Origin of the sequence: Aeromonas finlandensis (assembly GCF_000764645.1) — a bacterium.
Lineage (GTDB): Bacteria > Pseudomonadota > Gammaproteobacteria > Enterobacterales > Aeromonadaceae > Aeromonas > Aeromonas finlandensis.
In genome coordinates this window covers 1-23,872 of sequence record NZ_JRGK01000069.1, presented here as the reverse complement: position 1 = coordinate 23,872, position 23,872 = coordinate 1, and the positions used below count along the sequence as shown (strand labels likewise).

Genomic DNA, 23,872 nt, shown 5'->3' with positions numbered 1-23,872 from the left:
GTCTATCTCGGATACAGCCGCCAGATTCAGCTCCAGTTCGCGCCCCTGATGCAGCAAGGGCGAGAGGGCATCTTTCAGCTCGCTGACCGTATAGATGGTGATTTCGTCCGGCATGGTCACCACCACCTTGTTGTCGATCTGCTCACTCTGTAGTTGCATGATGGGCTCCGGATCACGGCATGATGAGCTTGGCGACTGCGGTCAGCATCTGCTCGGGCTGGAAGGGCTTGACCACCCAGGCTTTGGCTCCAGCGGCTTGTCCCTCCTGTTTCTTGCTGTCTTGTGACTCGGTAGTTAGCATGATGACAGGGGTAAATTTGTAGCTGGCCAGCTTTTTAGCCTCTTTGACGAAGGTGATGCCATCCATGTTCGGCATGTTGACGTCACTGATGATCAGGTTGATCTTCTTGCCATCGAGTTTTTTGAGAGCATCTTTGCCGTCAGAGGCTTCCATGACCTCATAACCAGCCCCCTTGAGGGTCATGCCAACGACTTGGCGAATGGTTGCCGAGTCATCCACGATCAGGATCGTTTTGCCCATATATCTCTCCTAGAAAAATGTGATGTCAGCGCTGCTTGCCTGCGCTTTGACAGAACGGGTCGTGCGACCATGGTGAATGTTGCGTTGTTCATCTGTGGCGTAAGAGAGCTCCATATCTGCCAACCAGCGGTTTGCATCAATTTTTATCGGGCCAGTGTCATGGCTGCTTTGATCCGAGATGAGTAGATGCTGGGATAGGCCATCCATGTTTTGTCTGACGTGGCTAAGGATCTGGCTGACCCTGTCCTGAAATTGCAGCGAAACAATGACGCTGGATATTTCATGGTGAATAGCGGTGCTCTCGTTTTGCAGCAGGGAGGCCGATTCAGCCAAGCTGTCGGTGGCATCTCTGAAACGAGTCAATACCTGTTCGATGGCCTGCTCGGAATCGAGTGCCGAGGCGTGATCTCGGGCTGCGGCTGTTTCGGCAATCTGGAAGGCACGTCCGATAGCTGTGTTGATGGTGTCGACTTTGTCCGTCATCTTCTGGGCTGTTTCGCTCGAGAGCCGCGAGAGGTTGCGCACCTCATCGGCAACTACCGCAAAGCCACGACCGGCTTCCCCTGCTCGGGCAGCTTCAATGGCGGCGTTGAGGGCCAGCAGGTTGGTCTGGGAGGCAATCTTGGCTACATCCATGGCCATGGTGTTGAGTTCAATGGTGTATGTAGTCAGGCTCTTGATTTCGGCCAACATGGCATCCCGGTTGGCCTGGGCCGAGTGCATGATGGCAACGACTTCGTTGAGCTGCTGCTGGCTTTGGCTCAAAACGCCTGCCATGCCGCGTGAATTGACGCCGCCCAGCTCTCCAGCGGCTTGATGGGAGGCGTTGACCGCCTCCTCCAGTTTGTTTGCCAAGCCGCTGAAGCGTTGAGTCAGGTCGATCATTGCTGCTTCGGTTTGCTGGCGGGAGTTTTCTATCTGTTTTGACCAGATGGGCAGGGCTTTTTCACACACCTGCTCGAGCCCGACAATGGATCGAGAAACCGCAGCCGTATCTGTTGCTGAGGATGGGTGAGTTTCAACAGGTAACTGTTGCTGTTGCCGATGGTAATGACTCGATGTCCATAGGGCTGCCGCAATGGCGACCAGCACATTGAGCAGCAGATAGAGCGGTGACAGCGCATTGGCGAGTTGTAGCAACAGGCAGCTCAGCAGCGCCAGCCCGATGCAGCAAATCCAGCAAACCGGTTCCCAAAGCGGTGTGTTCACGCCACTTTTGTGTTGTGCCATACGTAGCTTATCCCTGTGCAAGTATCTGGTAAGAGGTCAAGGAGCGGGACTGCGAGAGTCATGGTGCCCCTTGAAGCTCTTTTCTTTATTTATAGTTGGCTCAGTAAGGTTAGCGGAAAAAAATAAATTGGCTGCAAATCGGATTTGTTTGTATCAGCGATAGCTGTATCGGAGGGCTAGCGAAGGGGTGGACAGGGACGTGGTCAGAGAGCGACGGGCAAGTAAGGAGAGAAGGAGCCTGAGGATTCAGGCTCCTGATGAGGATCAGGCCTCGTTGGCGTGGGCCTTCTGGCACCCTTCCACTGCGTGGGCAATCAGCTCCAGCGCGCTCTTGTCGCACGGAGGTAGCGCGGCATCGCACGCCTTGATGGGGGTGACGCGATCGCCCCACTTGATGATGGCGGCGCCCCAGGTCAGACCGGCACCGAAGGCGGCGGTCAGCAGATAGGAGTTCGGCTTGACGCGGCCCTGCTCCAGTGCTTCGCACAGGGCGATAGGTACGGTGGCGGCTGAGGTGTTGCCGTAGTTTTCGATGTTGACCATCACCTTCTCCATCGGCGCGTTCATCCGCTTGGCGAGGGTTTCGATGATGCGGATATTGGCCTGATGGGGGACGATAAGGTCGACCTGTTCAGGCGCAATACCGGCCTGCGCCAGCACAGTGCTGGTGGCTTCACCCATGCCGCGCACGGCGCGTTTGAAGATCTCCGGGCCTTCGAAGTTGAAGGTGAACAGCCCGTCGATGTCGGCAAAACGCACCCGATCGGTACCGAAGTTCGGTACGTGCAGGATCTCTCGCGCTTCGCTGTCACAGCCCAGCTTGTTGGCAATCAGGCCACACTCCTGCTCGCTCGCCTCGATCACCACGGCACCGGCACCATCGCCAAACAGCACGGCGGTATCGCGGCGTGCCCAGTCCAGCAGGTAGGTGAGGCGCTCGGCGCCAATCACCAGCACCTTCTTCATCATGCCGGTTTGCACCAGCGAGGTTGCGACGGAGAGGGAGTAGACGAAACCGGTGCAGGCCGCGTTGAGGTCAAACACGGCGGCGTTGACGGCCCCGAGCTTCTTTTGCACAGCTGAGGCGGCGCTTGGCAGCAGGTTGTCCGGGGTGGCGGTGGCCAGGATGATGCCATCGAGATCGCTCGCTTCCAGACCGGCACAGGCCAGCGCGCGGCGACCGGCCAGGGTGGCGAGATCCGAAGTGCTGACGTGGGAGATCCGGCGGGCCTTGATGCCGGTACGCGGATAGATCCACTCGTCTGACGTATCCATGATGGTGCTGAGGTCATCGTTGGTCAGTACGGAGGGGGGCAGGCATTTGCCCCAGCCGGTGATATTGGCGTATTTCATCTTGTTACCGCTTCTCAAAGTGGATCGCCCGCGGGCGGAAAATCGTGCAATTATGCCGTACGAGACAACCACTGTCATCTTGTGGTCATGGTTATGTGCAGGGCGAGCGGCTGCGCCATCTGGCCGCAAAGGGCTGCAACATGCTGAACATGGCTGGAAATTTTGCTTAAAACGCGAGACTCGTCTGCCCTAAGATAGACGTTTCCCCCACCGATGAGGGTATCCCTTGCTCAGAGCCAATCTCAACCTGCTGCCCACCCTCAAGGTGCTGCTGGAAACCCGCAATATCAGCCGCGCCGCCGAGTTGCTGCACCTGAGTCAGCCCTCCATCAGCAAGCAGCTTGCCCAGCTGCGCAGCGAGTTTGACGACGAGTTGCTGGTGCGGGAGGGGCAACGCTGGCTGCTGACGCCGCGCGCCGAAGCGCTGGCCGCCCAATTGGCGGATTCTCTCGGTGCGCTGGAGCGGCTTTACGATGCGCCCGGATTTGACCCGAGCCGCTGCGAGCGGGTGTTTCGGCTCGCCTCCTCTGATTATGTGGCCCAGCATATCCTGCCCGATATCTGCGCCGCGCTCGCCAAAGAGGCGCCGTTGGCGGCGCTGGAGTACAGCCTGTGGGACAAGCGTCAGCTGCCGCAGCTGTGGCAGTCCGAGCTCGATCTGGTCTCCACCATCACTGAGCAGGTACCGGAGCAGATCCGCGGTCTGCATCAGGGGGAAGATCGGCTGGCGGTGCTGATGGGACGTCATCACCCGCTGGCAGGCAAGGCGCTGAGTCTCGATGACTATCTCGCCTGGCCCCACCTGCAGGTGAGCGGCGGTGGCGACAAGGACAGTCCGGTTGAGCAGGTGCTGGCGCCGCAGGGACTGAGTCGGCGCTGGTTTGCCAGGGTCCCCTTCTTTCAGGTGGCGGTGGAGGTGTTGCTGCGCACCGATTGCCTGATGACCACCCCTGCCCATATCGCCTGGCAACTCTCCTGCGGCCATGAGCTCACCTTTGTCGATCTGCCCTTTGCTACCCGTGACCAGCAGTATCATCTGCTGTGGCACCAGCGCCACCATCAGGATCCGGCCCACCGCTGGTTTCGCGAGCTGGCCTACCCCTTCCTGCGGGATCACCTGCAACGTACCGTCGGCGAGAGTCGCAAGCTGCTTGCTCTCGGCGGTTAGCCCAGTCAGTTGTGTGGCATCATAGCTATTAGTTATGGAATCTATTCATAACTTTCACTACTGGCATAATGGCTCAGCCCGTACCCTGAATGCAGGGCATCATATCGAGCACAAAAGAGGAAAAGTATGGAACTGACGAGTTGGCTGGCACTGGCCGCAATCTGCGTGATGGGCGCCATCAGCCCGGGGCCGAGTCTGGCGCTGATCATCCGCAACACGGTGCAGGGTGGGCAGGGGCACGGCGTCGCTACTGCGCTCGGACACGGCCTCGGGGTTGGTATCTATGCGCTGGTCACCGCGCTTGGCCTCTCCATCCTGATCACCCAGACCCCGATCCTGTTTGATCTGATCCGCTACGGCGGTGCTGCGTTTCTTGCCTGGCTTGGGGTGAAAGCCCTGCTGGCCAAGCCTGCCAATGGTGAAGCAAGTGAAGAGGTGCACCAGCTGCGTGGTCGGCAAGGCGCCTTTGAAGGTTTTATGGTGGCCTTCCTTAACCCCCAGCTAGCGGTTTTCTTTATCGCCCTGTTCAGCCAGTTTGTGCGGGCCGATACCGGCTGGAGCGAAGGGGGCATCATGATGCTCACCGCTGGCGGGATCGATGCCGTCTGGTACGTGCTGGTGGCGTTGGTGCTCTCGCGCGGGCCCGTACTGGCGTGGCTTAAAGCCAAATCCTTCGTGATTGATAAGGTCAGCGGGCTGGTGCTGCTGGGATTGGCCTTGAAGGTGGTGCTTTAGTCCTCTCGTGGACGATCTGCTGCTGGCACGCAAGGTGGTTATCTAATCCTGCATTTTGTGGATACCTTAAGCGGGATCAAGGCACGCAGGCGGTGAATGGGCTAGAGTAGCGGCCATTTGCTGTCCGCCCTGATCCCGAGACCATGCACCAGAACAAGCACCCTTTAAGCCACAACAACCGGTTGGAGCTGCTGGCTCCGGCCAAGAACCTCGCCTACGGCATCGAAGCCATCAACCATGGCGCCGATGCCGTCTACATGGGCGGCCCTGCCTTTGGCGCCCGCAGTGCGGCGGGCAACTCCCTCGAAGATATCGAAGCGCTGGCGCGCCACGCCCATCGCTTCGGTGCCCAGGTCTTTGTCGCCTTCAACACCTTGCTGCACGATCACGAGCTGGAGCAGGCGCGGCGGCTGACCCACCAGATCTACGAAGCGGGGGCCGATGCGCTGATTGTGCAGGACATGGGGCTGCTGGCGCTGGATTTGCCTCCCATCGCGCTTCATGCCAGTACCCAGACCGACAACCGCACACCGGAGAAGGTGAAGTTTTTGCAGGATGTGGGCTTCTCTCAGGTGGTGCTGGCGCGCGAGTTGTCCCTTGCGCAGATCCGCGAGATCAGCGCGGCAACCAACGTACAGCTGGAGTTCTTTATCCACGGCGCGCTCTGTGTCTCCTACAGCGGCCAGTGCAACATCAGCCACGCCCGTACCGGCCGCAGTGCCAACCGCGGTGAATGTGCCCAGCTTTGCCGTCTGCCCTGCTCGCTGCAAAAGCCGGACGGTGAAGTGCTGGTGGCCGACAGCCACCTGCTGTCGCTCAAGGATATGGATCAGACCGATAACCTGGAGGCCTTGATCGAGGCGGGCATTCGCTCCTTCAAGATCGAGGGGCGCCTCAAGGGGCTCGACTACGTCAAGAACGTCACTGCCTGGTATCGCAAAAAGCTCGACGCCATTCTCGACAGCCGCTCCGATCTGGTGGCTGCCTCGGCGGGTCGTTGCAGCTACAGCTTCGAGCCTGATCCCAAAAAGAGCTTCAACCGTGGCAGCACCGACTACTTCCTTAATGGCCGCCAGCAGGGGATCGACTCCACCAAGAGCCCGAAATACGTGGGTGAACCGCTGGGGCGCGTCACCAGAGTGACCAAGGATGGCATCGAGATCGACGGCAAGCAGGTCACCCTCAACAACGGCGACGGTTTGGGCTTCTTCAAGTCGAACAACGAGCTGGTGGGGATGCGCCTCAACAAAGTCGAAGGTAAGCAGTTACTCCTGTCAGAACGCATGCCGGGGCTGAAGGTGGGTACCGAAATCTACCGCAACCACGATCAAGCGTTCAGCAAGATGCTGGAGAAGGTGAGCGCGGATCGCCGTATCCGGGTCGATATGGTGCTGGCAGAGTGCGAGGAGGGCTTGTGCCTCACGCTTACCGATGAGCAGGGCATCAGTGCCGCGGTGACCCTGCCTTGTGACAAGCAGCCGGCCGACAATCCGGAGCGGGCGCTGCAACAGGCGCGCGACCAGCTTGGCAAACTCGGCAATACCCTGTTTGTGGCGCGCAAGATTGAGTTGGCATTCACTTACCCGCTATTCATCGCCGCATCACAGCTCAACGGGCTGCGCCGGGATGGCATCGCTGCGCTGGAGGTGGCGCGCGTGGCCAGCTACCAGCGCCCCGAGCGACGCATCGCCCTGCGGGATATCAGCTATCCCCAGCACCGCCTCTCCTATCTTGGCAATGTGCTGAACAGCGCCGCCGAAAAGTTCTTCCATGAGCACGGGGTGGAGCGTATTGCCCCCGCCTATGAGGCGAACAAGGAGGAGCGGGAAGTGGTACTGATGATCACCAAGCACTGTATCCGTTACAGCCAGAACCTCTGTCCGAACGAGGTGCCCGGTCTCAAGGCCGAGCCGCTGGAGCTCAAGATGGGTAAGGACACTTTCCGCCTGCGCTTTGACTGCAACCGCTGCGAAATGCATGTGATGGGAAGCTTGAAGAAGTGATTCCCGGAGTGTGGCTCTGTTAACTCAGCGTTAGTCAGCAAGAATTGAAAAAGCCCCGGAGTTTGGCTCCGGGGCTTTGCTTTTGGCGATTACTGCTGGAACTGCTCAGCTTCTTCCCGGCTTGGAATAGAGCTTTGCGCGCCCATACGGCTGACCGAGATGGCACTGGCACGGTGGGCAAAGAGCACGGCATCGCGCAGGGATTTTCCTTCACTCAGCGCAACGGTTAATGCGCCATTGAAGGTGTCGCCCGCGGCAGTCGTATCTTTGGCATCGACTCTGAAGCCCGCAATGATCTCCTTGATGCCATCGGCACTTTGCAGATAGGCTCCCTTCTCACCCAGTGTGATGATGACGTTTTTCACCCCTTTTTGCTGCAACAGGGTGGCGGCTGCCTCTGCGCTGGCGTGGTCAGTCACCTTGATACCGGTCAGGATCTCGGTTTCTGTCTCATTGGGGGTGATAAGGTCGACATAGGGGTAGGTCTCATCACTCAAGGCTTTGGCGGGTGCCGGGTTGATAATCACATAGGTATTCGCCAGGTGCGCCTCTTTGGCCGCCAACTCAACCCCTTCGATCGGTGTTTCAAGCTGCATCAGCAGATAGTCTGCCTGACGCAGGCTATCGAGTTGAGTGGTCACAAACTCTTTGGTCAGCATCGCATTTGCATTTGGGGCCACACTGATGCAGTTATTGCCCATCTCATCGACCATGATAAGGGCCAAGCCTGTGGCGACATCGCTCAGTTGAACCATTTTGCTGGTATCCATACCCGCTGTTTGATAATCCGCGATCAGCTGGTTGGCAAAATCATCTTTACCCAGGCAGGAGATAAAACTCAATTTGCCACCCAGCCGACTGACTGCCACAGCCTGGTTGGCCCCTTTTCCGCCGCGGGCGCTGAAAAATTCATAGCCGATGATGGTCTCGCCTTTTTTTGGCAGATGGGCGGATTTATTGACCAGATCCTGATTGGTACTACCCAGCACGACAATTTTATTATTCAACATGATAGATATCCTGTATTAAATGCTATTTGCGGCGATGATAAGAGCGATGCCGAGAATATAGAAAGCAAACATAGCGTTGATGAGCTTATTGGTTCCTTTCGGTGCGCTGGCAAATTCACGCCAGACAAAAACACCCCAAATAACGGCGATCATGGTGGCGCCTTGGCCAAGGCCATAAGAGATGGCGTAGCCAGCCGGACCAGAAGCCAAAATGCTGAAGCTCATGCCGATACTCCAGATAATGCCACCCAGAATACCGACTGCGTGTTCTTTGACGGTCCCTTTGAAGTAGTCGCTACCATTAATGACCGGGCCAGAGATAGGCTTCTTCATCATGATGGTATTCCAGACAAAACTGGAGAGGAGTACGCCAATGGCAAAGAAGACCAGGGCAGAATAGGGGGTGAGCAATCCGGCTGCAGGTGCAGAGAAATCACTTGCCATGGAGGCAGCGACAAAGCGGTAGAACCAGCCCATGACCACACCGGCAATGATGGCGGTGATCAAGCCACGCATTTTGGCGCTCTGTTGTTGTTTGAGTCGACCATAAGCGATGGCGGTCAATATAATTGCAACAGTGACACACGCGACGCCGATAAAGAGCACATAGGGCTCACCAACCGGTACCGCCAGATAGTTTACGATGACGCCAAGCACCAGTGCGATCCCCACACCAACCGGGAATGCAACGGCCATCCCTGCCAGTGCAATCGCGGCAACCAGCAAGATGTTACCCAGGTTAAAAATTATGCCGCCCAGGATTGCCAACCCGAAATTTTGCCAATCGGCTTGCTGCAAATCGGCAACAAAATGGCGACCTTCATCACCTGAAGAGCCTAAGGTAAATGCCAGCAACAAGGTAAACAACAAAATGCCAATGGAATAATCCCAATAATACAACTGGAATGGCCATTTTTTTTCATCGACCAACTTGGTTGTGTTGGCCCAAGAGCCCCAACATATCATGGTAATAATACACATGATAATGGCAATGGAATAAGAGTGAATAACCAGCATGAACACCTCTGTCTAGAATGTTAAAATAAACCTTTCAGGTCAGAACACCTGTGATTTATATTATTGTTGCTACTACATTTGATTTTTTGATAATCTTGCTTGAACGAGAGTAATATCAGGCATATTTGATGCCCCGCGACGCTCCACTTTTAATGAGGCAAATGCGTTGGCAAATATCAAGGCATCTTCAATTGATTTGCCATTGGCGATAGATGCGGCAAGCGAGCCATTAAATGAGTCACCGGCACCACTACTATCAATAACGGCAGCTTTATGGCCAGCCAAGTGGATATGGCGGTGCCCATTAAAGTAATGACAGCCCTTATCACCCAGAGTAATAATGACGTTTTTAACGCCAAGATTATAAATTTTTTCTGCAGCCAGCCTGGCCGATTCATTATCCTTGATGACCAGCCCCGACAAATCGGATGCCTCGATCTCATTGGGGGTTATTATATCGACAAATGGCAGGATTTTTTTTACACACTCATTGTATGGCGTCGGGTTGAGAATGGTCGTTGCACCACATTTTTTGGCATATGTTATAGCGAGCGACATAATGTCGAAATTGTTTTCCAGTTGTGTCAAAAAGACACGGCAATCACGGATGGAGTCAAGATCATGGATAATATCATCTACAGTGATATGACTGTTGGCACCCAAGTTTATTGCAATTTTGTTCTCGCCAGTGGGCTGTGATACCAGAATAACGGCATTACCCGTTGGATGTTCCGGATCTTCAAGAATATTCAATGATGCAATATTAGCATTGGCGAGATAGTTCTTCGCTCTATCTGCAAAGAGATCCTGACCAACTTTGATCGTCAGATGCACATGATCATTGATTTTTGCAGCTGCAATTGCCTGGTTTGCCCCTTTGCCACCACCATAATATTTAGTCGAGTGCGCCAACACACTTTCACCCACTTTGGGGAACTCGTTGACTTCCAATACGATGTCAATATTGAATGAGCCCAATATATAGATATCTGGGGAGGTGACACTGGCAGTGTTGGTAACCGGGCCTCGCCATGCTCTGGTGAGGGCAGGAGTCTCAAGCAGAGTCGATATATTGTTGATTGATGTTGATTCAAAATAGATGTTGTCATCATGTCGGAGTAATTTGGCTCCGCCATAGAACATCTCACAAATGTGCTTGTCAGCTAATGCTTGCAAATCATTACGGATAGTTCTTTCGGTGACAGAAAAAGTGCCGGCCAACGCTTTTACACTGACTTCTTTATCGAGGATCAAGCGTGTTTTGATCAGGCGTTGTCGGTCATTTTTATTCATTAAGTAACGTGTCGCTAGAAGTCATGTAATGGCTTTGGTTGTCAGTATAATACTAAGCGAGAGCGGGGCAAAAATGAATGGCAATCACACTTGATTATCCATAACGGAAAAGAAATTTCCGTTTCAACTGTTGCTGCCTCGTGTTGTCATGGTGATCAATTGTTGCGCCTTTGCGGAAAGATGGCGGCAGTTATGCTTGCGATGTTATTTTATTTGGCGGCACAAGAGCTTTCACTGCAGTTGTGCAGTTGATATGACGACGAGGCGTCGGGTCAGAGGTATTGTGGCAGTCATCATTCATTGTCGCATATTAGGCGTGAAAGCGATGGCATATATATTGTCCTGATATTGCCACTCTTGTTAATTGTCGGGTGAAGGATAGTCATTCAGGCTGTTCATAATGAGTAAACAAGTCATTTATGTCAGCATGTTAAGGCATGAATATGTTTATTTTTTGGGTAACAGGTGACGATTGAAGTTGGTGGTTATCAAGCGGCTGCTGGCGATGTGAATTTGCTGAAAAATGATGTTGTTAGCCATGATTTCAACCATGGCTCGACCCACCGGCCGAGGGCGTGTCGAGTGTCCATTCCCCAGCAGTGAATATGCACACAATTTCAAGCGCGATAGCAGTGGGTTGGTTTTTAGTCTGTCGATAGCGCATTACGCTGAGAGCTCCCTTGGCGGGATCACTCCCCTTATGCCCTTGTTCCGATTAGTCGTGACTGGCCCTTTGCGATTCGAAAGCGTCGCATGTCGTTGAACCACCTTCGCCTTTCTCCAGCGCCAACAGCGCTTTTTTAATCTCCAATCCCCCCGCATAGCCGGTCAGGCAGCCGTTTTGGCCGATCACCCGATGGCAGGGAACGATGATCGTGAGCGGATTGCGGCCGTTTGCAGCGCCCACTGCCCGCACTGCATCGGGTTTGCCGATGGCGCGGGCAATATCGCTGTAGCTGCGGGTTTCGCCATAGGGGATGTCGCACAGCGCTTGCCACACTGCTTGCTGAAAGGCGGTGCCGTGGGCGGCAAGGGGCAGGGAGAAGCGCTGCAAGCGACCGGCAAAATAGGCGTCAAACTCGGCGAGGAAGGGGGTCAACGCCCCGCTATCTTGCTGCCAGCCACTCATATCGGGTAGTGCCCGCAGGCCCGCCACAAAGTCCACGTGCACCAGACCAGATTCATTGATGGCGACCAGTAGATCGCCGCTGCGGGTCGGCAGGATATCGTAGCGGATCATGGAGTTATCTCCTGTTGTTGGTTATCTGACTGTTTTTCGTGGCCGGTGGCATGGATCAGCAAATTGGGCGCTTCACTCATGGCATGCCACAGCCAGCTGGCCGCATAGCTGCGCCACGGCTGCCAAGCTGCACTCTGTGCCAACACCTCTTTCACCGGCAGCTTGGCGCCGCCTCCGAGCGCCTTTTGCAGCACCAGATCGGAGGCGGGGAAAGCATCGGTATCCAGCCCGCAGCGCAGCCGCCAATAAGAGACTGTCCAGGGGCCTATGCCCGGTAGCGCCAGCAACTGCTCGTCACTGGCCGTAGTGAGGGTCAGCTCGCCGCTGGCCAGTGCCTGCGCCACTCCCCGCAGGGTGCGAATGCGGCTATCCGGCATGCCGATGCCGTCGAGATCGAGCTCGCACAACTGGGCAGGGGTCGGCAGTTGCGCCACCCCGAATTGCGCCTCGGTGCGGGCCACCAGTCGCCCGAGCAGGGTGATGGCCCCCTTGACCGAGACCTGCTGGCCGACGATGGCGCGCAGCATCACCTCGTACTCGTCCCAGCCACCCGGCAGCCGTACGCCGGGCCAGCGCCCCTGCAAACGGGCGAGCAGCGGATCCTGACCGAGCAGATCGCCGATCCGCTGCATGTCGGCATCGAGATCCCACATCCGGCGCACCCGATAGAGCAGATCAGGCAGCGCCGCGAGCGGTAGATCATGGACGGTAAGTTGCAGGCTGTGCCCCTTGCCCTGCGCGATGCGCACCAGTGCGACCTGATCGCCGACCCGGTAGCGCCGCTCATACACCTCACCATCTACCTGCTCCAGACCCGGGATCGCCCGCAGCCGGTAGAACGCCAGCATGGCCGCCACGTCATACGGGGGGCGATAGGGCAGTTGCAGGGTCAGGGTTGCGCCGCGCGGCTCCGAGTGCATGTGTGCTGTCGCGTCATCGTGTGCCTCTTGTTGGCGCAGGGTGCGCGGGGCCAGCCCGTAGGCGTTGAGCCAGGCATCATTGAAGCGGCGGATGCTGGCAAAACCGGCGGCAAACGCGATGTCGGTGATCGGCAGCCCGGTTTCGGTCAGCAGCCGTTTTGCGAGCAGCAGGCGGCGCGTCTGCTCCACCTGTTTTGGCGAGGCGCCGAGGTGCTGCTCGAACTGGCGGCGCAGGGTGCGTTCGCTGATCCCAGCTTCTGCGGCCAGTTCGGCGAGCGTGCCGTCAGCCAGCTCGCCGCGATCGATGCGCGCCAGCAGACGTGCCAGTTCAGCAGGCAGATCGCCACTGGCGGCGGGGGCAAGCTCAGGGCGGCAGCGCAAACAGGGGCGCAGCCCATACTGCTCGGCGGCTGCGGCGCTTTGGAAGTAGCGCACATTGTGCTCGTGCGGCGGCCGTGCCGGGCAGACAGGTCGGCAGTAGATGCCGGTCGAGATGACGCCGGTAAAAAAGCGGCCATCGAAGCGTGCATCACGGGCGAGTCGTGCGGTGTGGCACTGTTCGCGGCTGAGGGCGTTGATCACCTCATCTTTTGACGACTCTGGGCTTGGCTTCGCATTCATGGCGTGGCGGCTTTGCTTGGGAACATGGCAAAGAGAGTAAGGGGGCGCGGGGGTTGTGACTAGCCAGAAACGGACAGGGATAGCAAAAATCGGCCGCAGGTTTTTTTACTCTTCTTGGTTTCATGCTCCGCCCCACTTCTATCCATGTGGCGCGGTGCGGCAGGGCGCCGCATAACGGACGGGCCGGGAGCGCGATGGGATCAACTTTATTTGCTTGGCGAGATTAGTGGCGGCGAATAGTGCTTAAAAATTAATAACAGATCACATAATTATCTTTTTTACATTGAGCGTGGTGATTTTGTGTTGTTCAATCGAGTCAGTTAATTTTTTGTGATTATTAAGTCATCACCTCTGCGGCCCAGGGCCGACCAATAACAACAACACTTGCCAAGGATGATAAGTGAACGACTGTACGGCATGGCCCCATTGCCGGGGGGTTAGTCTGATCGAGTTGTTGATCGCCATGACGGTTGTCAGCATTCTCGCGGCCATCGCGTTGCCAGCGTATCAGGGTTATCTGCAACAGGGACGCCGTTACGAAGCGCAGCAGCAACTGCTGGAGCAGGCGCTCGCCCTCGAGCGTATCTATACCCAACAGGGCCGTTATCCCGACACGTTTGCCACCCCTTCCAACACAGATTTCTACCAATTCAGCTACAGCCAGCAAGACGCTGGCGACTACCTGCTCAAAGCCATTCCAACGACGCGACAACCGGACGAGTGCGGTACTCTGACCCTCGATCAGACTGGTTATCGCGCGGCCAATCGTCATGACTGCTGGGGATCATAAGATGAACGTGCGCGGATTTACCCTGATTGAGTTGATGATCACGGTCGGCATCGCCGCCATCTTGCTGCTGGTCGGGGTGCCCTCCATGAGTCAGCGCCTCGCGGCTGAACGGCTCGATCGCAGTGCGACCGAACTCGCGTCCGCTTACCGTTTTGCCCGCAGCGAAGCGGTCAAGCTGACCCTGCCGGTGGTGCTGCAGGGCAGCGAAAACGGTGGTTGGGAGGTGATGGCCGACAGCAAGTTGCTGCGTCAGGCGGCGGCCCCCGGCGGCGGCGTGGTGATCAAGCCGTTTGACCCCATCCAGATCGCGCCAACCGGCAGCAGCAGCCGCGCCGAGATTATCCTGGCCAATCGCCTCGGTGATCAGCGGGTACTCTGCGTGGCCCCGAGCGGCCAGCTGCTGCAAGGGAGCTGCTCATGAGACACGCCGCTCCTGCTCGCCAGCAGGGTTTCAATCTGGTGGAGATCATGGTCTCCATGGTGTTGGCGGTGATGGTGTTTCTCGGCCTTGCCAAGGGGCAGGTGGTCTCGTTGCAGCAGGCGCACTACAGCTTGCAGAGCACGCTGGCCACCATAGAGGCGAGCAACAGCGTGGAGCAGATCTGGAGCTCGCTGTGCGAAGTGCAGCGCAAGCCGGAGCGGTTCACCCAGGCCGATTTTCTCAAGCGGTTCACCCTGCAGGATGGCCACCGGCTGGTGCTGCCCAACCGCTACAGCGACAACTTTGTGGTCGCTATCGAGTGGCAGGATGAGCGGGTCTCCGGTGCCAAGCGGGTGGAGTTGAACGCAGGATTTCCACCCCTATGCTGAGCGTCCCCTCCCGACAGCGAGGCGTCAGTCTCGTCGAGCTGATGATCTCCATGGTGCTCGGTCTGATGCTGATGCTGGCGATTTTTGCCGGTTACGCCCCGATCAAGAGCACGGTCGAGCAGAGCAAGGCGCTGGAGCAGGCGAACGAGGTGCTGCGCTTTGCCACCCTCACCTTTACCAACAGCATCAAGCAGGCGGATCAGCTGATAGCCGTCACCCCTGATCGCCTGACGCTGGCCTTCAAGGTGGAGGGGGGCAGTCAGGTGCTCTCCTGCCTTGGCAACCAGAAAACCGCCGATTTTACCGAGCAGTACCGCTTCACGCCGCCGGTACTCAGTTGCGATGACGGGGATGGCCCGCGCCTGTTGCTGGCGCATCTTCAGGATCTTGAATTCGGCCAGCAGGGTGCGCTGGTCAATATCCGCATCTTGCCCGAAGGGCTGCCGAGCTTTCTGGCACCGGGGGTAGAGGTGCAGGTGGCACGCCGCAAGGCGGTCTGGGCGGCAGCGCTGGCCACATCCGGTGCCAACGCCACAGCAGGGGGAGCGGGATGAACAAGGGATTGCAGGGACAGCGGGGAGCCGTGCTGCTGGTAGTGCTGGTGGTGAGCCTGCTGTCGAGTCTGCTGGTGTTTACCAGCATTCAGGAGAACCAGTTGCAGACTCGCCTGAGCGGCAATTTTCACAAGAAGATCAATGCGCAACTGAGTGCCGAGCAGGGGATGAACGACAGTTATCGCGCCCTGCATCAGGCGCTCGGCGCTGAACCGCGCATCGAGTGGGATCAACTGGTGCAGAAGGTACCTGGCAAGGGCGAAGGGGCTATGGCGGGCAGCCGCTTTAGCATCGATCAGCTGGATGCCGCCACCGACAGCAAGCTGGCGTTGCAGAGTAATGGCCGCTATCTGGAGGGAAATGCCAGTCTCAACGCGCTGTTTGCCCTCAAGCGCGAGCCGGGCAATCTGGTTTTTCAGGATTCGGTGGTGGCGTGCGAAGGGCTGAGCCTCTCCGGCAGCGGTTTTATCGACAGCTATGATTCGCGCAAGGGCAGCTATGGCGGCACCAACATCAACCAGAATGCCAAGGTGGCGACCGTCAGCGATAAGGCTAATGTGGTGCTCGACGGCAATTCGCCGATTTGGGGAGATGTGCGAGCGACCGGGGCCGTGACCCTCAACGGATCTTCACCCATCTCCGGCAACGTGAATGCAGGGAGCGACGTCATTATCTCCCCCTCTTCGGACAAGATTGTCCGGGTCTCCGGCAATGTGAAAGGGGGCGGTAGTTTGACTTTGAAAGGGGGGCGCATCGGTGGTCAGGTGGCGGTCAATGGCAATGTCTCCATGGATTGGGGCACCAGTATCGACAGCGGCAAGCTCAGTTATGGCGGTGCGGGCAGTTTCAACGATCAGGCGAACCAGAAGTATCTGGATCCCCAATACCGAACTCACCCCCAGCTGCCACCGGTGGTCGGGCAGGTGTGTGACCCGCTCAACGTGGCGGCGCTGCCCAAATCCCCCAAGCTTGCCAATCTGCCGCCTAATGGCCCGCTGACGCTGGGGGCCACTCAGCAGATGGTGCTGACCACGGATCCCTCCACCGGTTCGGTGACCAGCAGCAACCAGAGCAAGCCCGGGCTGCCGCTGCCCGGCAAGGGGGAGTTGTTTGGCAAGGAGCAGACGGTATACAAGCTCGACAGCCTCAATATGGGGTCGGACGCCAAGCTCACCATCAAGGGGGATGTGGTGCTGCTGATCGGCAAGGATTTCACCATGGGGGGCAGCAACCAGTTGACGGTCGCGCCCGGCAGCAGCCTGACCCTGATCGTCAGCGGCAAGATCGATCTCGGGGCCGGATCCGAGGTGACGGCAGCCAAACAGGGGCTGACCGCTGGCGGTACGCCCGCTATCTCCATCTATTCCGCTTACAACGGCAAGGATGGGGTCAAGCTGTCGGGCAATACGCCGCTCTATGCCGCCCTCTATGCCCCCCTCACCGAGATGAAGATCAGCGGTAGCGGCGGTCTGTACGGGGCGGTGCGAGCCAAGCATTTGACCGAGAGCGGAGCGGGCGGGGTGCACTATGACGAGGCGTTGGGCATGGCGGATATGGGGGACGATCAGGGGCCACCCCCGACACTGGCACTGCGGCAGTGGCACTTTGTGCAGTGAGGCTGGCGAGGCGCTAAAAAGGATCGAACGGGGCGCACAACTGTGAGAAGGTGGAGATCTGTCCATCCAGCTGTTCACTATTGAGGAGTGCTCCATGCCAGGCCCCGCTCGCGCCGGCGCCCTGATCTATGCCAAGGATCCGGGCCTGCTGACCCACTTTTACCGTACTCTGCTGCAGATGGTGGTCTGCAGTCAGGATGAGCAGATGGTGGTGCTGGAAAACAGCGATATCCAGCTGCTGATCCATGCCATTCCCGAACCTTATGCCGAGCAAGTCGTTATCAAAAGGCCCCCGGAACTGCGGGAAGAGGGGGCCATCAAGCTGTTCTTCACCGTTTCCAGCCTCGCCTGGGCGGAAGCGAAGGCGGCGGATCTCGGCGGCGGCCTGCTGCCACAGCAGTGGACGGGGCCCGGCTTTGTGGTGCGCAATGCCTTTGACCCGGAGGGCAATATCCTGCAACTGCGTGAGTTGCTGGGTTCCCCTGATCCCCTCTGAATCCTCTCTTTTTGCAGCATTGTGGTGATGGCGTGCGGTGGCATAAACCACCCAAAAGATGAACCGCCATAAAAACGGGGCCCTGTAGTGGTCAACTAAAAAGGGCCCCGTTCTGCTGTTAGCTTGCTGCACTTATCACTTCAGATAGCGCTGTTCCAGATGCTGGCGCAGCCAGTGCGGGTTGAGCGCTTCACCGGTGGCGCGGCGCACCAGCTCATCGGTGCTGTGCAGGCTCCCCTGTGACCAGATGTTGCGTCCGAGCCAGCCGAAGATCTCCGGCAGACGGCCCGCCGCGATCACCTCACCCATGCTGCCCAGCTCTTTCTCGAGGGCAAAGCGCAGTTGGGCGGCATACATGGCGCCCAGGGTGTAGCTGGGGAAGTAGCCAAACGAGCCGTCGGTCCAGTGAATATCCTGCATGCAGCCATTGCGGTAGTTGCCCTTGGTGGAGAGCCCCAGCCACTGCTGCATCTTGGCATCCCACAGATCGGGGATGTCGGCCACCTCGATCTTCCCTTCCACCAGATCGCGCTCCAGCTCGTAGCGCAGGATGACGTGGGCCGGATAGGTCACCTCGTCCGCATCGACCCGGATAAAGCCCGGCTCGACCCGGCTGTAGAGCTTGGCCAGATTGTCCGGCGCAAACGCCGCCTGCTCGCCGAAGTGGTGACGAATGCGTGGCGCCAGCAGTGCGAGGAAGGCCGGATGATGGCCCAGCTGCATCTCGCAAAACAGGCTCTGACTCTCGTGGATCGCCATGGAGCGCGCTTCGGCTACCGGCTGACCCAGCAGATGGCGCGGCAGCCCCTGCTCGTAACGGGCGTGACCGGTCTCGTGCACTATGCCCATCAGGCTGGAGACAAACTCCTGCTCGTTGTAGCGGGTGGTGATCCGCACATCGGTCGGCACGCCACCACAGAAGGGGTGACTGCTCACATCGAGGCGGCCGTGGGCGAAATCAAAGCCGAGTAGCCCCATCACCTCCTGACCGAGCGCCTGCTGGGTCGTGATAGGGAAGGGGCCTTGCGGCAGCAGCAGGGCATCACCCTTCTGCTGCTCGCTCACGGTCTGAATAAGGTTCGGTAGCCAGCTGGCCAGATCGCCGAAGATCTGATCGAGCCGCGCGCTGGTCATGCCCGGCTCATAGAGGGCCAGCATGGCGTCGTAGGGGCGCACGCCAAGCGCATCGGCCCGCAACTGCGCCACTTCACGGGAGAGTGTCACCACCTCCTCGAGATTGGGGGCAAAACCTGCCCAGTCGTTGTTCTTGCGCTGGCTGCGCCAAGCGTGCTCGCACTTGCTGCCAGCGAGCGATAGCGCTTCGACCAGCTCACCGGGCAGCAGGCTGGCATCTTGCCACTGGCGCTTGATCTCGCCGAGATTGGCCCGTTGCACTTCATCGAGCGGCTCGCTCTCGGCCTTGGCAATCCAGTCGCCCAGCTCGGGGGCGGTGCGCTTCTGGTGGATCAGCAGACCGAGTTCCGCCATCGCCTCGGCGCGGGCGTTGTTGCCCCCCTCCGGCATCATGGCCGCCTGATCCCAGCCGCAGATGGCGGCGAGGTGGCTAAAGCGGTGGATCTGCTGCTGATGTTGTTCAAGCTTTTGATATGACATGGGATTGTCCTTGTTATCGTCCCTGATGGTATGCCGCCCCGTACCTGGCATGATCGGGGCCGATCGATGCTAACACCGCGGCTGTATAGTTGACCACCATCATGCAGGCGGGCCAAAGGCGTGGGGGCGAGAGGCGGATTAGCCGAGCCGCTTCTGGTGCCGTTCGCGGTTTTCCGCTTTTTTGCGTTCGCTTTTACGCAGCAGCACGTATAGAGCACCGCTGCCGCCGTGGCGACGCTCGGCGCTGTGGATCGCCATGACGGCGGGCAGTTGCGGCAACCAGGCGCTCACATAGCTTTTCAGCAGGGCGCGCGGGGTGCTGCGCTCCCCCTTGCCGTGCAGGATCAGCAGACAGCGGATATCCCGGACTTCACAATCCGCAATGAACTGCACCAGCGTCTGGCGCGCCTCATTGAGGGTTTTCTGGTGCAAGTCCAGGCTCGCCTGCAGCTCGTATTTGCCGAGCCGCAGCTTCTTGTAGACCCCCTCCTGCACCCCATCGCGCTTGAAGCCGACGATCTCGTGCGGATCGCGCATCTCGATGGCCTCCATGGTGAGGTGGTCGAGGGCGAGTTGCTCGGCGGTGGCAGCCTGACGGCGTGCGAGCTGTGCCTCGGTCGGGGCTGATTTGGCCGCCTGGGGATGGATGTTGTCGCTGCGAATGGGCCGCACGTCGGCCACTTCATTCATGAATAGCGAGAGTTCGTCGTTATGAGACACGGCAGGCTCCCCATAAGAAAAAGTGGGGGCCATTATAACGGCCGCAACCGACACAGAAAACGGGGAAAGGGGGAGGGGTATAAGAGGGAGAGCCGCATCGAAACCGGTGCGTTCTGGCCCGGGAATCACTATCGCGAACCATAAAACAGCACAGGCGGTCAGCGTGGGCTGCCGCCTGTGGTCAGAGGATTATTTGCCCTCTCTGGGTTGTGCAGAAGGGGTTTGCTGTGAATGGGGCGGTTGTGAGTGCATCACCTTGTAGATGAAGTAGGCCGCGTAGGAGCTTATCAGCAAGAAGGTGCCGATAATCACCAGCATCGACATCAATCCCACGCTGTTGCCAAACATCAGGTCCAGCCAAAAGTCCATTTTATTGCTCCTGTCACCCGGTTGATGATAGGCATGATAAATACCTCTTTGTCCCGTCCGGGATGATCCCGATCAACTCCCTTGCAGGTTGTTTAATGACCAGTGCGATCTGTGATCGTTCTCACTGGACTCCTTGTTCCTGAGCCTGCCGCGGGCCCGGGGTGGTGAGCGGGGTAATGTGCCACCCCTGCTGCTCCAGCAGTGCCAGTAACCCCTGTTCACCGTAAAGGTGCAGGGCACCTACCACGATAAAGCTCTCGTTGGGCAGGGTGGACCATTTCTTCAACCAGTTGTGGTTGCGCTTGGCCAGCAGGGTCTGCTCCATCCAGCTCTGTAGCGCGGGTGGGGCCATCTCCTCCTTGAGCAGATTGATCAGGGTCGCCTCATCCCCCTGTTGCCACGCCTTCATCACGGCGGCGAACCCGCTCTCCAGCATTGGCAGCTCATCCAGGGTGCTGGCGAGCATCAGGGTCTGGTTGTCACCCACGCTGGCCAGATAACCCAACTGCTCCAGCAGGGTTTCAAAGCCCACTACCGGCTTGCCCTCTTTGGCGGCCCGGGTGGCAAAGTGCTGGTCTATCCCGAGTTCACTCTTGAAATCGGATCGGGCCATGGCGGCCTGGGTCAGGGTAATGGCGGCAAACCAGGGGCGCAGGGTGGCGAGGGTCGCCTCGTCGATGCCATAGCGGGCTCCCGCCATCAGGGTGCGTTGATAGAGCTCGGCAGGCAGATGATCCTTGAGGGTTTTACCATCCACCAGTCGGGTGAGGGAGCCGGTTTGTTGCCACTGATCCGGCGTGATGCTGTTCATGTCCACCTCCATTACCAGAGTGCGGCTCTGCAGCCAGGCGCGCTCCACCGGCTCAGGCAGAGGATAGAGGGTTGGTTTGCCCGCATGGATGGAGCCCAGCAGCCAGTGCTGCTGGTTGCCTTTGCTCACCCGATAAAATGCGGGATCGGCAAAGGCGTGCAGCGGTAGCAGCAGGCAGAGCAGGAAGGCAAAGAGGGTGCGATGAAATCTCATGGGGATCCTTAATGTGCGCCGGGTGACTTCTCTTGCTGGCAATAACTCCTATGATAAGTCCTCATTTCAGATAACCAAGAGGTTTGCCATGCCCCATCTTCGTTTTCGCGCCGTGACGCTCGATACCCTGCAACAGGTGAGCGGCCCGCTGCTGGCCGAGCTTTGCGAGCTGACCGGCGGCAAGCCGGAGTTTGTCACCATGGAACGGGTGGAGAGTTGCTGGATACGCAACGGCGAGCCAGAGGCGGGTTTTCCGTTTGTCGAGCTGCACTGGTTCGAACGGCCGCAGGAGATGCAGGACGCAGCCTCGCGCCTTATCACGCGCCATCTGAAACAGGTGCTGGGGGAGCAGACCTATGTGGTGGTGCAGGTGATCCCCCTGGTCAAGAGCGCCTACTACAGCAATGGCGAGCACTATTGAGTCAGCCGGGGCGTAGGGCTGGAATTCGTCGCGGATCAGGCCGATTTGGCCAGCAATTTGTCGAGCCAGCGAGTGGGCAATACCCGTCGCAGGAAGGCAAACAGCCGGGTCGGAGTGGTCACCGGATAGCGCGCTTTGGGATGGGCGTGGCTCAGTGCATGGAGCAGCGGCGGGATGCAGGCGTCGCTGGAGAGGGTAAAGCCGCTGGTGGCCCCCTCTTTTTCCAGCCGCGTCAGGGTCTGGCGGTAGGCCGACTGATGACGGCTCTGGGCCGGATCGATGTGGCGCAAGAAGGCGCTGCGGGCATTGGCACGAAAACGGGTATCGATGGGGCCCGGTTCAATCAGGCTGATATGTACCCCGCTGCCCGCCAGTTCGAGGCGCAGGGTGTCGCTATAGCCTTCCAGCGCAAACTTGCTGGCGTTGTAGGCGCCGCGATACTTCATGGCAACCAGCCCCAGTACCGAGCTGTTTTGCACTATCCGGCCCTCTTTGGCCTCCAGCATCGGCGGCAATACCTGCCTGATCAGATGGTGCCAGCCAAACAGATTGGTATTGAACTGCTCCTTGAGCGCCTCGGTGGGCAGATCTTCCAGTGCCCCAGGTTGGCCATAAGCGCCGTTGTTGAACAGGCCATAGAGGCGCCCGCCCGCCAGATGGAGCGCCGCACTGGCGCCCAGTTCGATGGAGGCGGGATCCGCCAGATCCAGCTGTACCGCCAGTAATCCCTGTTGCTGCAGACGGGTCACATCTTCCGCCTTGCGCGCCGAGGCGATCACGGTAAAACCGTGCTGGCCCAGCGCCTGTGCGGCGGCGAGGCCAATACCGCTGGAACAACCGGTGATCAGAACAAAACGGGGCATGATGGCGTCCTTGTAACAGCTGACAGAAGCGTGCAGGCAGGTGTGCGGATAAAACCCTTATCCGGCTCGCATGTTAGCCTGCCCACCGGAAAAAAGAAAACCGGGCCAAGTGGCCCGGTTTGCTGACATCGTATTGCCTGATTACATGATGGTAAACGGAGCAATGATGTGGAACTTGACGTCACGTTCGGAAGTAAACATGTTCGGGTAATACCAGCTGCCCAATTCGTCTTGTTTGTTGTTGTAATCGGTGAAGTGCAATTTGAACAGGGTACCTTTCAACTTGCCATCTTGTACTGTGTACATGACGTCGAAGTTAGCTGCCCACTCTTTACCGTCAACACGAGTGCTGTTGCCATTTTCGGCATCCCAGCCGTAAGCACCAGATACACCGACAGTCCAACCTGGCGCACCAACCAGGTCATCCAGCGAACGAGTTACACCAGCAAACAGTGCTTTCTCGTTGTTTTCGTTCCAGTCTGAGCGGGAATCCCACCAAATTTCGTTGGCCCCCTGAGAGTTTGCATAACCAGTGGTCAAACGAGGCAGATAGTTACCCAAATCGCCCTCCGCCTTGGTCCACAGACCTTCCAGACGGAAACCGTAAGGACCCATGGCCCAAGAGGCAGTCAATGCTTGTTGCCATGCCAGACCGTTGTAGTCACTGTTATCGGTTTCAGAACCGTAGAACTGGTAGCTGGTGGAGAGGCCGCCCAGTACGTCAAACTTGTGAGCCAGTTTGAAGTGATAGCTATCCATATAGCCTTCGGACTGACCAAATGAACCGGTCACGGCAGTGCCATTTTCGAAGGTGTAACGAGCAGCTAAACCGTGGATATAGTCGATGCTATTTTCATCGTTAAATGCAGTGCTGCCTGCATACATAGACTTTTTGGAGAAGCCAGCGGTCTCTTTAAACCATGGGGCTTTGTATTCATCGGCAATTGCGTAGGTGAGGTAGAGACCACCGAAGTTGCCTTCGACTTGACCACCACGATAGGTACCCGGTTGATAGGACCAGTTAACACCAATTACACCTGGAACGTATAACTGTGTATAACCACCTTTAGCGGTAACACTGTCACCCAATTTAAATTTCAGTGCTGCGTTAGAAAGGCTAAATCCACCCTCCGCAACGCCATCCATTTTATCGCCCCATTTTTTACCAATGAAGCTGAACTCGTTTTCTTCGTTAACACCATTACTTTCATCGATGGAGAGATCGTAGGCACCGAATCCACCCAGATCCAGACCGATAAAGTTCCATGCATAACCCGAGTTAAAGTTCAGTGCGGCTTGAGCTGTACCATGGCTAAGATTGGAATGATATTTTCCATCGCCAGATGCACCACCTTGGATACGCTGACGGTCACGCTGGAAGTAGAACAGACCACCGGTCAGTTTGGAGTCTTTGACGAAGGTTTCATAGGACTGGCCGTAATCCGGGCTCATCATATCCTGAGC

Annotated in this window: 24 protein-coding genes; 10 read left to right on the top strand and 14 right to left on the bottom strand. The window is 57.8% G+C overall.

The window, feature by feature from the left end:
• Positions 1 to 172: 172 nt before the first annotated feature.
• The 3 genes from LD28_RS0108695 to LD28_RS0108685 form a co-directional block, all read right to left on the bottom strand.
• The gene (locus LD28_RS0108695) at positions 173 to 541 is read right to left on the bottom strand and encodes a response regulator (protein ID WP_033136584.1); all 369 of its coding nucleotides are present in this window, start codon (positions 539 to 541) and stop codon (positions 173 to 175) included.
• A gap of 9 nt (positions 542 to 550) precedes the next feature.
• Entirely contained in the window at positions 551 to 1,771 is a 1,221-nt protein-coding gene (locus tag LD28_RS0108690; RefSeq protein ID WP_033136583.1) for a methyl-accepting chemotaxis protein, read from the bottom strand.
• 264 nt (positions 1,772 to 2,035) lie between these two features.
• Positions 2,036 to 3,124 (bottom strand): ketoacyl-ACP synthase III, encoded by a 1,089-nt coding sequence (locus LD28_RS0108685; RefSeq protein ID WP_033136582.1) that lies wholly within the window; start codon positions 3,122 to 3,124, stop codon positions 2,036 to 2,038.
• A gap of 226 nt (positions 3,125 to 3,350) precedes the next feature.
• On the opposite strand from LD28_RS0108685, the gene LD28_RS0108680 reads away from it, so the two are divergent.
• The 3 genes from LD28_RS0108680 to LD28_RS0108670 all read left to right on the top strand — a co-directional run bounded on the left by LD28_RS0108680 (position 3,351) and on the right by LD28_RS0108670 (position 7,030).
• Entirely contained in the window at positions 3,351 to 4,292 is a 942-nt protein-coding gene (locus LD28_RS0108680; RefSeq protein ID WP_033136581.1) for a LysR family transcriptional regulator, read from the top strand.
• Positions 4,293 to 4,418: 126 nt separating this feature from the next.
• Complete coding sequence (locus LD28_RS0108675) at positions 4,419 to 5,027, top strand: LysE family translocator (RefSeq protein WP_033136580.1); 609 nt, start codon at positions 4,419 to 4,421, stop codon at positions 5,025 to 5,027.
• 143 nt (positions 5,028 to 5,170) lie between these two features.
• Complete coding sequence (locus LD28_RS0108670; protein WP_033136579.1) at positions 5,171 to 7,030, top strand: peptidase U32 family protein; 1,860 nt, start codon at positions 5,171 to 5,173, stop codon at positions 7,028 to 7,030.
• 89 nt (positions 7,031 to 7,119) lie between these two features.
• On the opposite strand, the gene rbsK is transcribed toward LD28_RS0108670, so the two are convergent.
• The 5 genes from rbsK to LD28_RS0108645 all read right to left on the bottom strand — a co-directional run bounded on the left by rbsK (position 7,120) and on the right by LD28_RS0108645 (position 13,131).
• Positions 7,120 to 8,040: a ribokinase gene (gene rbsK / locus LD28_RS0108665; protein ID WP_033136578.1), complete on the bottom strand. Its 921-nt coding sequence runs from the start codon at positions 8,038 to 8,040 to the stop codon at positions 7,120 to 7,122.
• A 15-nt stretch (positions 8,041 to 8,055) separates the two neighbouring features.
• On the bottom strand, positions 8,056 to 9,057 hold the full coding sequence (locus LD28_RS0108660; RefSeq protein WP_033136577.1) for a GRP family sugar transporter: 1,002 nt from the start codon (positions 9,055 to 9,057) through the stop codon (positions 8,056 to 8,058).
• Between the two features lie 72 nt (positions 9,058 to 9,129).
• Positions 9,130 to 10,350, bottom strand: coding sequence for a PfkB family carbohydrate kinase (locus LD28_RS0108655; protein WP_033136576.1), 1,221 nt, complete (start codon positions 10,348 to 10,350; stop codon positions 9,130 to 9,132).
• A 715-nt stretch (positions 10,351 to 11,065) separates the two neighbouring features.
• Entirely contained in the window at positions 11,066 to 11,590 is a 525-nt protein-coding gene (locus LD28_RS0108650) for a methylated-DNA--[protein]-cysteine S-methyltransferase (protein ID WP_050514280.1), read from the bottom strand.
• Positions 11,587 to 13,131 carry an AlkA N-terminal domain-containing protein gene (locus LD28_RS0108645; protein ID WP_033136575.1) on the bottom strand — a complete coding sequence of 515 codons (1,545 nt, stop codon included), beginning with the start codon at positions 13,129 to 13,131 and terminating at the stop codon, positions 11,587 to 11,589. The genes LD28_RS0108650 and LD28_RS0108645 overlap by 4 nt, the downstream gene beginning before the upstream one ends.
• A gap of 400 nt (positions 13,132 to 13,531) precedes the next feature.
• On the opposite strand from LD28_RS0108645, the gene LD28_RS0108640 reads away from it, so the two are divergent.
• The 6 genes from LD28_RS0108640 (at position 13,532) to LD28_RS0108615 (ending at position 17,397) form a co-directional block, all read left to right on the top strand.
• Positions 13,532 to 13,921 (top strand): type IV pilin protein, encoded by a 390-nt coding sequence (locus LD28_RS0108640; RefSeq protein WP_033136574.1) that lies wholly within the window; start codon positions 13,532 to 13,534, stop codon positions 13,919 to 13,921.
• Position 13,922: 1 nt separating this feature from the next.
• Entirely contained in the window at positions 13,923 to 14,342 is a 420-nt protein-coding gene (locus LD28_RS0108635; protein ID WP_033136573.1) for a GspH/FimT family pseudopilin, read from the top strand.
• On the top strand, positions 14,339 to 14,731 hold the full coding sequence (locus LD28_RS0108630; RefSeq protein WP_033136572.1) for a type IV pilus modification PilV family protein: 393 nt from the start codon (positions 14,339 to 14,341) through the stop codon (positions 14,729 to 14,731). The genes LD28_RS0108635 and LD28_RS0108630 overlap by 4 nt, the downstream gene beginning before the upstream one ends.
• A complete protein-coding gene (locus LD28_RS0108625) occupies positions 14,725 to 15,285 on the top strand; it encodes a PilW family protein (protein ID WP_033136571.1) in 561 nt (186 codons plus the stop codon). The genes LD28_RS0108630 and LD28_RS0108625 overlap by 7 nt, the downstream gene beginning before the upstream one ends.
• On the top strand, positions 15,282 to 16,901 hold the full coding sequence (locus LD28_RS0108620) for a DUF7305 domain-containing protein (RefSeq protein WP_033136570.1): 1,620 nt from the start codon (positions 15,282 to 15,284) through the stop codon (positions 16,899 to 16,901). Before LD28_RS0108625 ends, LD28_RS0108620 begins: the two co-directional genes overlap by 4 nt.
• A gap of 94 nt (positions 16,902 to 16,995) precedes the next feature.
• Positions 16,996 to 17,397 (top strand): VOC family protein, encoded by a 402-nt coding sequence (locus tag LD28_RS0108615; protein ID WP_033136569.1) that lies wholly within the window; start codon positions 16,996 to 16,998, stop codon positions 17,395 to 17,397.
• A 135-nt stretch (positions 17,398 to 17,532) separates the two neighbouring features.
• Here the strand turns inward: LD28_RS0108615 and LD28_RS0108610 are convergent, their stop codons facing one another.
• From LD28_RS0108610 to LD28_RS0108595, 4 genes are all read right to left on the bottom strand, one after another.
• On the bottom strand, positions 17,533 to 19,011 hold the full coding sequence (locus LD28_RS0108610; protein WP_033136568.1) for a carboxypeptidase M32: 1,479 nt from the start codon (positions 19,009 to 19,011) through the stop codon (positions 17,533 to 17,535).
• A gap of 138 nt (positions 19,012 to 19,149) precedes the next feature.
• A complete protein-coding gene (smrA, locus tag LD28_RS0108605; RefSeq protein WP_033136567.1) occupies positions 19,150 to 19,731 on the bottom strand; it encodes a DNA endonuclease SmrA in 582 nt (193 codons plus the stop codon).
• 189 nt (positions 19,732 to 19,920) lie between these two features.
• Entirely contained in the window at positions 19,921 to 20,100 is a 180-nt protein-coding gene (locus LD28_RS0108600; RefSeq protein WP_033136566.1) for a DUF3149 domain-containing protein, read from the bottom strand.
• Between the two features lie 121 nt (positions 20,101 to 20,221).
• The gene (locus tag LD28_RS0108595) at positions 20,222 to 21,124 is read right to left on the bottom strand and encodes a TraB/GumN family protein (RefSeq protein WP_033136565.1); all 903 of its coding nucleotides are present in this window, start codon (positions 21,122 to 21,124) and stop codon (positions 20,222 to 20,224) included.
• 88 nt (positions 21,125 to 21,212) lie between these two features.
• On the opposite strand from LD28_RS0108595, the gene LD28_RS0108590 reads away from it, so the two are divergent.
• Positions 21,213 to 21,545, top strand: a complete 333-nt coding sequence (locus LD28_RS0108590; protein ID WP_033136564.1) for a DUF1904 family protein — start codon at positions 21,213 to 21,215, stop codon at positions 21,543 to 21,545.
• A gap of 35 nt (positions 21,546 to 21,580) precedes the next feature.
• On the opposite strand, the gene LD28_RS0108585 is transcribed toward LD28_RS0108590, so the two are convergent.
• Positions 21,581 to 22,408 (bottom strand): SDR family oxidoreductase, encoded by an 828-nt coding sequence (locus tag LD28_RS0108585; RefSeq protein WP_033136563.1) that lies wholly within the window; start codon positions 22,406 to 22,408, stop codon positions 21,581 to 21,583.
• 141 nt (positions 22,409 to 22,549) lie between these two features.
• A partial coding sequence (locus LD28_RS0108580) for an OprD family outer membrane porin (RefSeq protein ID WP_033136562.1) occupies positions 22,550 to 23,872 on the bottom strand: 1,323 nt, incomplete at its 5' end.